At 67.1% G+C, this 12118-nt stretch carries 7 protein-coding genes; 2 read left to right on the top strand and 5 right to left on the bottom strand.

From position 1 onward, the window contains the following. Positions 1–122: 122 nt before the first annotated feature. Complete coding sequence (locus tag ACOEQ2_RS06725; RefSeq protein ID WP_419730611.1) at positions 123–296, bottom strand: hypothetical protein; 174 nt, start codon at positions 294–296, stop codon at positions 123–125. 174 nt (positions 297–470) lie between these two features. Here ACOEQ2_RS06725 and ACOEQ2_RS06720 point away from each other — a divergent pair, with 174 nt between their 5' ends. Then, positions 471–1391 carry a LysR substrate-binding domain-containing protein gene (locus tag ACOEQ2_RS06720; RefSeq protein ID WP_419730610.1) on the top strand — a complete coding sequence of 307 codons (921 nt, stop codon included), beginning with the start codon at positions 471–473 and terminating at the stop codon, positions 1389–1391. A gap of 15 nt (positions 1392–1406) precedes the next feature. On the opposite strand, the gene ACOEQ2_RS06715 is transcribed toward ACOEQ2_RS06720, so the two are convergent. The 4 genes from ACOEQ2_RS06715 to ACOEQ2_RS06700 all read right to left on the bottom strand — a co-directional run bounded on the left by ACOEQ2_RS06715 (position 1407) and on the right by ACOEQ2_RS06700 (position 6619). After that, the gene (locus ACOEQ2_RS06715; protein WP_419730609.1) at positions 1407–1772 is read right to left on the bottom strand and encodes a response regulator; all 366 of its coding nucleotides are present in this window, start codon (positions 1770–1772) and stop codon (positions 1407–1409) included. A 37-nt stretch (positions 1773–1809) separates the two neighbouring features. Beyond that, positions 1810–3258 carry an ATPase domain-containing protein gene (locus ACOEQ2_RS06710; protein WP_419730608.1) on the bottom strand — a complete coding sequence of 483 codons (1449 nt, stop codon included), beginning with the start codon at positions 3256–3258 and terminating at the stop codon, positions 1810–1812. Positions 3259–3288: 30 nt separating this feature from the next. After that, positions 3289–5223: a CocE/NonD family hydrolase gene (locus ACOEQ2_RS06705; RefSeq protein WP_419730607.1), complete on the bottom strand. Its 1935-nt coding sequence runs from the start codon at positions 5221–5223 to the stop codon at positions 3289–3291. Positions 5224–5434: 211 nt separating this feature from the next. After that, positions 5435–6619, bottom strand: coding sequence for a glycosyltransferase (locus ACOEQ2_RS06700; RefSeq protein ID WP_419730606.1), 1185 nt, complete (start codon positions 6617–6619; stop codon positions 5435–5437). 189 nt (positions 6620–6808) lie between these two features. On the opposite strand from ACOEQ2_RS06700, the gene ACOEQ2_RS06695 reads away from it, so the two are divergent. After that, entirely contained in the window at positions 6809–12100 is a 5292-nt protein-coding gene (locus tag ACOEQ2_RS06695) for a beta strand repeat-containing protein (RefSeq protein ID WP_419730605.1), read from the top strand. Positions 12101–12118: the final 18 nt, after the last annotated feature.

Here is a 12118-nt window from a genome sequence, read left to right as displayed (position 1 = left end):
CTTGCCTGCAGCGTTTCGACAGGGCGCCGCAGACGCAACTCCACCGAGACCCATCGAAAGCGCCAGCGCACTGGCGACGAGTATTCTCACGGTCTATCCCCTCCTGCTGTGGATTTCGTTTCTCAGATGCCGCCGCGGAACAGCAGCACCACGACCACGATGATCAGGATGAGGGGAAGCAGTCCCAGGCCGTTGAAGCCGGTGCCGCGCGAGCCGCCATACCAGCCGGAGCGATAACCGTAGCCGCCGCCTCCGAGGGCGAGGATGAGCAGGATGATGATGAGAATGGTCAGCATGGGGATGGTCTTTCGGTCGGGAAGTCGGCGGGAACGTCTCGATCTGGAAACGCTCGAGCCCCGGAAAAGATGCGCCGGTCGTCGCAGCGGCCGGCCCGCCCCGGCGGGCAACGGCTTGCACTCATGGGCGGAAGTGGAAAAACTCGCACGCCACCCGGGTCGACGACGCCACTCATGAGCAACCTGCCCGACCTGGAAGCCTGGGCGATCTTTTCTCGCGTCGCCGATTGCGGCTCGTTTGCGCGCGCCGCGATCGAGCTTGGGCTGTCGACCGCCACGGTGTCGAAGGCGGTCGCGCGGCTGGAGCACCGGATCGGTGCCTCGCTGCTGAGCCGGACCTCGCACCGGCTGGCGCTCACCACCCTCGGCCATGAGGTCGCCGGCCGCGCGCTGCGCCTGCTTTCCGACGCCGAGACCATCGAGGCCGAGATGCTCGATCGCACCGCCCAGCCGCGCGGCCTGGTGCGGATGGCGGTGCCGATGTCGTTCGGCCAGCAGCAGGTGGCGCCGCTGTTGCCGGGCCTGTTCGAGCGTTTCCCCGAGATCCTGGTCGACATGCACCTGAGCGACGAGGTGGTGGATCTGGTGGCCGGCGGCTTCGATTTCGCGGTCCGGATCGCCCGGCTCGAGAACTCCTCGCTCAGGGCGCGACGGATCTGCGACGTGCGCAAGCTGGTGGTGGCGTCGCCCGGCTACGTCCAGGCGCACGGGGCGCCGATGCATCCACGCGATCTGCACCACCATGCCTGCTTCGGCTACGCCTACCTGCAGACCGCCGACCGCTGGACCTTCACCGGACCTGGCGTGGAACCCGTGACCGTGCAGATTGCCGGCCCGCTCAGGGTCAATAACGGCGAGGCGCTGATGCCGGCACTCTTGGCCGGAGTCGGACTCGCCGCACTGCCGGACTTCCTGGTCTGGCATGAATTGCAGGCGGGATCGCTGGTCGAGCTGCTGCCGGACTGGTCGCTGCCGGTCTCGCCGCTCAGCCTGGTGATGCCGCCCGCCGCACTCCGGCCGACCCGGGTCACCGAGACAATGGACTTCCTGCATCGGGCGCTGTCGCAGGCGCCGTGGGCATTGGCGCCTGTCTGAGGGACGCCGGACCCGTCAGCGAGGTGGCCCGATCAGCGTCCGAACCATCCCCACGACGTCGCCCACCTTGAACGGTTTGTCGAAGACCGCGGCGAACAGCGCGCCATTCTCCCGTGCGAGATGCGCCTGTGCACCGCTCATCAGGATGATCGGGGGCATGGTGTCGGCCAGCCGGCTTCGCAGCGTGCTCGCAAACTCGAGCCCGTTCATCACCGGCATCATGTAGTCGGTGATCACCAGGTCCGGCGCCTCTCGCTCGGCCACATCGAGAGCCTTCTGGCCATTGCCGGCCCGCACGACGTGGTACCCCTCATCCTCCAGCGCGAACGTCACCACGTCTGCCACGAGGAACTCGTCATCCACCACGAGTATGGTCGTCATGGCGCGATGCGATCGGTGCGGTTCGAGGCCAACTCGGTCAACGCCGCGCGAACGGTTCGCCAATGCCCGCCATGGCGCTCGACACCTGCTCGAACGCCGTGGTCAGATCCACCCCGTCACTCCTGATCACCAACTCGCGCAGGGCCGGATCGTAGTGGCTGTCGCGCACCTTCAGAACGGACACCACCCTGCGGAGTTCGGCGCGCAACTCGACGAACCGCATCAGCAGCAGGTTGTCGACCAGCCCGGAGAGCTCGGCCGTGGGGGTGTGGACCTCGGTGCCGAACAGGTCACGCATCTCCCAGCTCGCCAGCACCGTCACGTCGCGGGCCCGCAACTCGTTCATCAGGCTGCTGAAGAAATCGAAGGTCCGGCCGGGGATGGTGGCCGACCGCGCGATGACACTGAGACTATCGATGAACAGGCGCTTTGCCCCGGTGGCCTGGACCGCGGCCAGCAGGCGGTGGCCAAGCGCATCGATCAGCCGCTCGGCAGGTGGCTGCCACAGCACATGCAGCGCGCCGCTCTCGACCAGCGGCTGCAACGGCAGGCCGAGCGATTGCGCCTTGAGCATCAGCCGCCCGGGGTTTTCGTAGAGGCCGAACAGGATGCCGGGCTCGGCCAGCGTGCAGTTGCGCAGGAACGCCAGGCCCATGGTGGTCTTGCCGCACCCCGACGGCCCCAGCATCAGGGTCGAGGACGCGCGCGGCAGGCCACCACCGAACATCCTGTCGAGTGCCGGGATGCCGCTCTCCACGCGCGCCAGTTCCATCGCCATCGGCGCCGGCGCGGACGGATAGTTCAGCACGGACTCGAGCCTCGGATGGATGACGATGCCGTCGCCGGTGATCTCCAGCTCGTGCAATCCGGTAAGAGCCGCACTGCCGCGGGTCTTGCGAAGCTGCACCCGCCGCACCGACCGGCTGCCGATCAGGTCCTGGCAGAGCTCGATGACGCCATCGACCATGGTGAGCTCCGGGCTGCCATCGTCGATCTGCGAGTTGGCCAGCAGCAGCACCGTGCAGCCGGCAAATGCCGCATGCGCCTGGACCGCGGCAATGAAGCGCTTGATCTCGATCGGCTCGCTGGTCGATGAGCGGGCATTCCGCAAGCCATCCACGATCAGTAGGGAGGCCTGCTGGCGGACGATCTCGCGGCGGAGCAGCGTCACCACGTCCTCGAGCCCGTCGCCTCCCATCTCATCGACGGCGCTCACGAACTGAAGCTCCGTGCCCACGCGTGCGCGATCGAAGAAGCTGAGCGTGGACAGGAACTGGAACAGCCGGTCGTGACCCTCCGCCAGCATCGTCACGAACAGGGCGCGATGTCCCGCCGCCGCGTGGTGGAAGGCGATCTGGTTGGCCAGGATCGTCTTTCCCGACCCGGGCCGCCCCTGGACGATATAGGACGCGCCCGCCACCAGGCCGCCGGCGAGGATGGTGTCGAGCCCGGGGACGCCGGACTCAAGCCGTTGGAGGTCTTCCATCTTTGTCTTTCGAACGCTACCGGATGTCGGTCAACGCGCGGAAGCCCGATTGGTACTGTCCGGGGGCACCATCGGCAGCCAGACGGCGCTCGCCTGGTCGCCCTGGTGCATGATCCGCTGGGTCGCAACGGTATAGTCGGTGGGCTTGGCGAAGAAGATGTTGTCCACGTAGCGCTGCGGGTTGCGGTCATAGAGCGGGAACCAGCTGGACTGGATCTGCACCATGATCCGGTGGCCGGGCAGGAACACGTGATTGGTCGGCGGCAGGGTAAAGCGGTAGCGCTCGACCTGGCCGGCAGGGATCGGTGACGGGGTGGAGAAGCTCTGGCGATAGCGCCCGCGGAAGATGTCCATGGCGATCGGCAGCTCGTAGCCGCCCATCGACGGATCGGCCGGCACGATCCCCGGATACACGTCGATCAGCTTGACCACCCAGTCGGAGTCGGTGCCGGTGGTGGCGGCAAACAGATCGGCTGCCGGCTGGCCCGAGATCCGCACCGGCTTGTCGAGTACGCCGGTCTCATACGACAGCACGTCGGGCCGGTCGACGACGCTGCGCTGGTCGGTGGTGAGCCATGGCTTCCAACGCGCGCTGTCGCCGAAGCTGACCGGGCGCGGCAGATACGGCACCGGCTTGGCGGGATCGGAGACGTAGCTGTCGCCGCCGGCCGTCGCCTCCGCAGCCGGATGGTCGAACGACAGCGAGAAGCCGGACTGCAGGTAGAGCGGCGTCATCGGGCTGGCGCAGCCTTGGTCGCAGGCAAGCGGCCACTGCGCGAACCGGTCCCAGTGGTTCTCGCCGGTATTGTAGATGAAGGCGGCCGGCACGTGCGCGTCCGGAGAGCCGGGCTTCAGGTACTGGTCGAAGAACGGCCGCAGGATCTGCTGGCGGTACTGCAGCGCGGTGTCGCCGTTCCAGTTGAGCCGGCCGAGGCTGGCCGCGTCATAATTCACCTGGCTGTGGCGCCAGGGGCCCATGATCAGCACGTTGTTGCCTTCGTGGCCCTTCGCCTTGAGCGCCAGCCAGCTATGGATCGCGCCCCACATGTCCTCCTGGTCCCACAAGCCCTGCTCCCAGAGGGTGGGCACGTCGGACGGATTTGCCGCCACCAGGTGGTCGAGCGCCTGACCCTGCCAGAACGCGTCCCACGCGGGATGTGCCGACATCCGGCGCCAGAACGGCAACTGGTCGAGGCCGTTGGCGCGCGCATAGTCACCGGCCGAGCCGGCAGCGCGGAAGGTTTCGTAGTCGTCGTAGCCCGGCCGGGCGATCGGGTCGCCCCAGCCCTTCACCGTCATCTGCCCGGTGAAGAAGTCGAACCCGGGCTGGCGGAAGGCGCCGTAATGGAACCAGTCGTCGCCCATCCAGCCATCGACCATCGGGCTCTCAGGTGCCGCGACCTTCAGCGCCGGATGCGGGTGCAGCAGCGCCATCACCACGGTCCAGCCCTCGTACGACGACCCGATCATGCCGACCCGGCCGTTGCTTTCAGGGAGGTTCTTTACCAGCCAGTCGATGGTGTCCCAGGCGTCGGTCGTATCATCCGTATTCGTCGGATTGAGCGGCCCCATCGGCGGCCGGGTCATGACGTAGTCGCCCTCGGAGCCATGCTTGCCGCGGACATCCTGGAACACCCGGATGTAGCCGCCGGCAACGAACACGTCGTCGCCCTGGGGGAGGGTCGCCAGCATCGACGGACTGACGTCCCGGGTCAGGCGCTTGGTGGCATCATACGGCGTCCGGGTCAGCAGGATCGGCGCAGCGTGCGCCCCGTTCGGGATCACGATGACAGTGTGCAGCTTCACCCCGTCGCGCATCGGGATCATCACGTCGCGCTTGACGTAGTCGGCGCCTGGCCGGGGCAGCTCGACGTGCGCTGGAATGTCGTTGCCGGTCGCGACCAGCAGCGGATCGGGAGCGGCTGCGGCCAGTCCCGGCAGCAATGCCGATGCGAGGAGAGACATCGCGATGGGTGTCCGTTGCCTGGCCACTCGAGCCTGCATGCTGCCAAGCCATCCGTTTTGCACCCGCATTCCGCCTCCCTGATCCGGCCAAGCCGTCCCGTCTGAGGCGACACGGTGTGGCTTGTCCAGGAGCGAGGTCAACCGCAAGCCGGCGCGCGACGCACGGACGACCGATTCGCCAGGCGCCGCATTATGCCGATCCTGCTGGAAGTTACAGGACACTCAGGCGGGCGGTCTCCTGAGCGGCATTCTGCCAGTTGAAGCGGTGCATCACTGCCTGACGAGCAGAGTCGAAATGCTGACGTTCCGGTCTCCAGCCGGCGGCCATGACCGACATCGCATCGATCAGGGTTTCCGGCTCCGGCTCGATGTATGCGCCGATGAGCCCGGCGTCGGACGTTTTCCGGTGGAATGTCCCGGCGATCCGGAGTGATGTCGCATCGTTGCAGAAATCATCGGTGGCACCCCCTTGCGTGACGATCGTCGGAATCCCGCAAGCGATAGCTTCGAGAACCGGCAAGTTGAAGCCTTCCGCTCGATATGGCGACACGTAGCAATCGGCCAGCCCGAACAAAGTCGCCAGCTGTTGCGGCGAGAGGTTCATCGGCACCGTGATGATGCCCGAGCGGACAACATCCAACATCAGCGACGGGATGCTCCTGCCAAGCGTCTGCATGATCGCATCGAGCGTCACACCATAAACCTTCTGCTGATCCTTGATCAACAGCCGCACCTTCAACCCGCGCAATCTCAGCGTGGCGAACGCCTGCAACAGGAGGTCGATGCCCTTGTTCCAAAGCGGCGGCCCGATGTTGAGAAACAGCGTTTCGTCACTCTCGACACCAAGTGCTGCGCGACCGCGGGCTCTCGCATCCGGCCAGATCGGCTTGAAGATGTCGGCATCCACCCCGAGCGGCGAGATGTGCACGCGCTCCTCTGCAAACCCATATTCGATGATGCGATCCCTCGACCATTCTGTCGATGTAACGATGCTGTTCTCGTTCCGCGTAAAGAACGGGGAGCGATCCTGGCCGGGGGCGAAGCTGTCAGGCGCCAGGCCGACTTCGGTTATCATGAAGGTCGTTGTGCGATGTTCCGAAAAAACCGTGTCGACGCCTGTCCTGAACGGCGAGCAGATCCGATAGATCCCGGTGATCAGGTCATGATCCGGGTCCGGCTCCTGCAGCCCATTGAGAACAGTGCATTCCTCTGGCCTGAATCCGGCCTCGGAATCGTTTGCACGCCAGTGATTGAAGGCGAAGGGCAGATCACGGCAAAACAGCTTCAATCCGTCGAGCTGCGCAAGTCCCAGAAGCTGATTCTGGTTGATAAGCGCGTAGGACTGGTTTATCCCCCGCCACCCCTCGACCAGAAGGCCCTTGTTCGCATAGTCCATCGCTCGATCCCGTTTGGTGCTGCGAACGCGAACATGAAGCACAAGTAGTTAACGAGAGGTAACGGAGCTGTCACAGAATTTCTTTGGCGCCGTTGAGAAGGCGTTAACGATTTCAGCTGTAGGGTGATCTGTCCCAAAAAGGCGACATATCTTGTGTCCCCGATTGGAATCCTCGTGACAACCTCAAGCTTGACCTCTGCGCAGATTGCCGCCCTTTCGACAGCCACCGTCAACGGTTTGTCGACTGCCACGATCAATGGCCTCACCACGGCGCAGATCATCGGCTTCAGCTCGATCCAACTCGCCGCATTCACGACAGCCAATATAGTGGCCATTACCACCGCCGATCTGGCAGCCCTATCCACACTTACACTCGCAGGCCTCACGACGGCGGAAGCGGCCGTGCTGACCACCGGCCAGGTGCAGGCGCTGACGACCGCTCAGCTGGGTGCGGTTTCGACCGCGGACGTGGCAGCGATCACCACGGCTGACCTTGCGGTGTTGGGCACGGGTCAGCTGGCGGCGCTGACCACGGCGCAAGTGATGGCACTGACGACCTCGCAGGTGGCGGCACTGAGCACATCGCAGCTGCCCGGCCTTACGACCACGCAGGTAAAAGTGCTGAGCAGCGCGCAGATGCAGGCGCTGACGACGGGCCAGGTGTCGGCGCTGACCACGGCGCAGGCGGCGGTACTAGGTTCGGCGCAGCTGGCGGCACTCGGTGCGGCGGGGATATCGACGACGGGCACGGCCTCGATCCCGGTGCTGAGCACGGCGGACGTGGCAGCCCTCTCGACGGCGGCGATCGGCGGCCTGACTACCGCCCAGGTCATCGTGCTGACGACGGGTCAGGTGCGGGCGCTGACGACCGCTCAGCTCGGGTCCGTCTCGACAGCGGACGTTGCAGCGATCACCACGGCGGACCTGGCGGTGCTGGGCACGGGTCAGCTGGCGGCGCTGAGCACGGCGCAGGTGATGGCGCTGACGACATCGCAGGTGGCGGCGCTGGGCACGAACCAGCTGCCCGGCCTTACGACCACGCAGGTCAAGGTGCTGAGCAGCGCGCAGATGCAGGCGCTGACGACGGGCCAGGTGTCGGCGCTCACCACGGCGCAGGCGGCAGTGCTGGGCTCGGCGCAGTTGGCAGCGCTGGGCGCGGCGGGGATATCGACAACGGGCACGGCCTCGATCCCGGTGCTCAGCACGGCAGATGTCGCGGCGCTCTCGACGGCGGCGATCGGCGGCCTGACCACGGCCCAGGTCATCGTGCTGACGACGGGCCAGGTGCGAGCTCTGACCACGGCGCAGCTGGGTGCGGTTTCGACCGCGGACGTGGCAGCGATCACCACGGCTGACCTTGCGGTGTTGGGCACGGGTCAGCTGGCGGCGCTGACCACGGCGCAAGTGATGGCACTGACGACCTCGCAGGTGGCGGCACTGAGCACATCGCAGCTGCCCGGCCTTACGACCACGCAGGTAAAAGTGCTGAGCAGCGCGCAGATGCAGGCGCTGACGACGGGCCAGGTGTCGGTGCTGACCACGGCGCAGGCAGCGGTGCTGGGCTCGGCGCAGCTGGCGGCACTCGGTGCGGCGGGGATATCGACGACGGGAACGGCCTCGATCCCGGTGCTGAGCACGGCGGACGTGGCGGCCCTGTCGACGGCGGCGATCGGCGGCCTGACCACCGCCCAGGTCATCGTGCTGACCACCGGCCAGGCGCAGGCGCTGACCACGGCGCAGCTGGGTGCGGTGTCGACGGCGGACATTGCGGCGATCACCACGGCGGACCTTGCGGTGCTGGGCACGGGCCAGTTGGCGGCGCTGAGCACGGCGCAGGTGATGGCGCTGACGACATCGCAGGTGGCGGCTCTGGGCACGAACCAGCTGCCCGGCCTTACAACCACGCAGGTCAAGGTGCTGAGCAGCGCGCAGATGCAGGCGCTGACGACGGGCCAGGTGTCGGCGCTCACCACGGCGCAGGCATCGGTGCTGGGCTCGGCGCAGCTGGCAGCGCTGGGCGCGGCGGGGATATCGACAACGGGCACGGCCTCGATCCCGGTGCTCAGCACGGCAGATGTCGCGGCGCTCTCGACGGCGGCGATCGGCGGCCTGACCACGGCCCAGGTCATCGTGCTGACGACGGGCCAGGTGCGAGCTCTGACCACGGCGCAGCTGGGTGCGGTTTCGACCGCGGACGTGGCAGCGATCACCACGGCTGACCTTGCGGTGTTGGGCACGGGTCAGCTGGCGGCGCTGACCACGGCGCAAGTGATGGCACTGACGACCTCGCAGGTGGCGGCACTGAGCACATCGCAGCTGCCCGGCCTTACGACCACGCAGGTAAAAGTGCTGAGCAGCGCGCAGATGCAGGCGCTGACGACGGGCCAGGTGTCGGTGCTGACCACGGCGCAGGCGGCGGTACTAGGTTCGGCGCAGCTGGCGGCACTCGGTGCGGCGGGGATATCGACGACGGGCACGGCCTCGATCCCGGTGCTGAGCACGGCGGACGTGGCAGCCCTCTCGACGGCGGCGATCGGCGGCCTGACTACCGCCCAGGTCATCGTGCTGACGACGGGTCAGGTGCGGGCGCTGACGACCGCTCAGCTCGGGTCCGTCTCGACAGCGGACGTTGCAGCGATCACCACGGCGGACCTGGCGGTGCTGGGCACGGGTCAGCTGGCGGCGCTGAGCACGGCGCAGGTGATGGCGCTGACGACATCGCAGGTGGCGGCGCTGGGCACGAACCAGCTGCCCGGCCTTACGACCACGCAGGTCAAGGTGCTGAGCAGTGCGCAGATGCAGGCGCTGACGACGGGCGAGGTGTCGGCGCTGACCACGGCGCAGGCGGCGGTACTAGGTTCGGCGCAGTTGGCGGCACTCGGTGCGGCGGGGATATCGACGACGGGAACGGCCTCGATCCCGGTGCTGAGCACCGCAGATGTGGCGGCTCTGTCGACGGCGGCGATCGGCGGCCTGACCACCGCCCAGGTCATCGTGCTGACGACGGGCCAGGTGCAAGCTCTGACAACGGCGCAGCTGGGTGCGGTTTCGACGGCGGACGTGGCAGCGATCACCACGGCGGATCTTGCGGTGTTGGGCACGGGTCAGCTGGCGGCGCTGACCACGGCGCAGGTGATGGCGCTGACGACATCGCAGGTGGCGGCGCTGAGCACGAACCAGCTGCCCGGCCTTACGACCACGCAGGTCAAGGTCCTGAGCAGCGCGCAGATGCAGGCGCTGACGACGGGCCAGGTGTCGGTGCTGACCACGGCGCAGGCAGCGGTGCTGGGCTCGGCGCAGCTGGCGGCACTCGGTGCGGCGGGGATATCGACGACGGGAACGGCCTCGATCCCGGTGCTGAGCACGGCGGACGTGGCGGCCCTGTCGACGGCGGCGATCGGCGGCCTGACCACCGCCCAGGTCATCGTGCTGACCACCGGCCAGGCGCAGGCGCTGACCACGGCGCAGCTGGGTGCGGTGTCGACGGCGGACATTGCGGCGATCACCACGGCGGACCTTGCGGTGCTGGGCACGGGCCAGTTGGCGGCGCTGAGCACGGCGCAGGTGATGGCGCTGACGACATCGCAGGTGGCGGCTCTGGGCACGAACCAGCTGCCCGGCCTTACAACCACGCAGGTCAAGGTGCTGAGCAGCGCGCAGATGCAGGCGCTGACGACGGGCCAGGTGTCGGCGCTCACCACGGCGCAGGCATCGGTGCTGGGCTCGGCGCAGCTGGCAGCGCTGGGCGCGGCGGGGATATCGACAACGGGCACGGCCTCGATCCCGGTGCTCAGCACGGCAGATGTCGCGGCGCTCTCGACGGCGGCGATCGGCGGCCTGACCACGGCCCAGGTCATCGTGCTGACGACGGGCCAGGTGCGAGCTCTGACCACGGCGCAGCTGGGTGCGGTTTCGACCGCGGACGTGGCAGCGATCACCACGGCTGACCTTGCGGTGTTGGGCACGGGTCAGCTGGCGGCGCTGACCACGGCGCAAGTGATGGCACTGACGACCTCGCAGGTGGCGGCACTGAGCACATCGCAGCTGCCCGGCCTTACGACCACGCAGGTAAAAGTGCTGAGCAGCGCGCAGATGCAGGCGCTGACGACGGGCCAGGTGTCGGTGCTGACCACGGCGCAGGCGGCGGTACTAGGTTCGGCGCAGCTGGCGGCACTCGGTGCGGCGGGGATATCGACGACGGGCACGGCCTCGATCCCGGTGCTGAGCACGGCGGACGTGGCAGCCCTCTCGACGGCGGCGATCGGCGGCCTGACTACCGCCCAGGTCATCGTGCTGACGACGGGTCAGGTGCGGGCGCTGACGACCGCTCAGCTCGGGTCCGTCTCGACAGCGGACGTTGCAGCGATCACCACGGCGGACCTGGCGGTGCTGGGCACGGGTCAGCTGGCGGCGCTGAGCACGGCGCAGGTGATGGCGCTGACGACATCGCAGGTGGCGGCGCTGGGCACGAACCAGCTGCCCGGCCTTACGACCACGCAGGTCAAGGTGCTGAGCAGTGCGCAGATGCAGGCGCTGACGACGGGCGAGGTGTCGGCGCTGACCACGGCGCAGGCGGCGGTACTAGGTTCGGCGCAGTTGGCGGCACTCGGTGCGGCGGGGATATCGACGACGGGAACGGCCTCGATCCCGGTGCTGAGCACCGCAGATGTGGCGGCTCTGTCGACGGCGGCGATCGGCGGCCTGACCACCGCCCAGGTCATCGTGCTGACGACGGGCCAGGTGCAAGCTCTGACAACGGCGCAGCTGGGTGCGGTTTCGACGGCGGACGTGGCAGCGATCACCACGGCGGATCTTGCGGTGTTGGGCACGGGTCAGCTGGCGGCGCTGACCACGGCGCAGGTGATGGCGCTGACGACATCGCAGGTGGCGGCGCTGAGCACGAACCAGCTGCCCGGCCTTACGACCACGCAGGTCAAGGTCCTGAGCAGCGCGCAGATGCAGGCGCTGACGACGGGCGAGGTGTCGGCGCTGACCACGGCGCAGGCGGCAGTGCTGGGTTCAGCGCAGTTGGCAGCGCTGGGCACCGCCAACCTCAATGCGCTGACGACGACTGACTTGAGAGCCCTTTCGACGATTGCACTGCCTGGTCTTACAACTGACGACATTGTTGCTCTGACGACACTGCAGCTTGGCGCTTTGACGACAATGCAGTTCATCGCCCTGACGACGCGGCAGATCTCAGCCATCACGACTGGCCAAGTAATAGGCCTGACGACGACGGAGGTTGCCGCCTTGACGACAGCCCAGGTCACTGCACTCACCACCGCGAGCATCGCTGCCTTCACGACCACTAGCCTGGTAGCCTTCTCAACGGGCGATCTTGTCGCCCTCACGACAATGCAGATCCCGGCATTAACGACAGCACAGATAGTCTCAATGTCGGGATCTCAGGTCGCAGCCTTCACCGTCCAACAGGTGAACATCATGACGCCAGCTCAACAGTCAGCTTTGTTCCACTAGACCACAGAGACCGTGTCG

The sequence above is a fragment of the Lichenicola sp. genome (assembly GCF_965198575.1).
Classification (GTDB): domain Bacteria; phylum Pseudomonadota; class Alphaproteobacteria; order Acetobacterales; family Acetobacteraceae; genus Lichenicola.
This window is presented reverse-complemented; position numbering and strand designations above follow the sequence as displayed.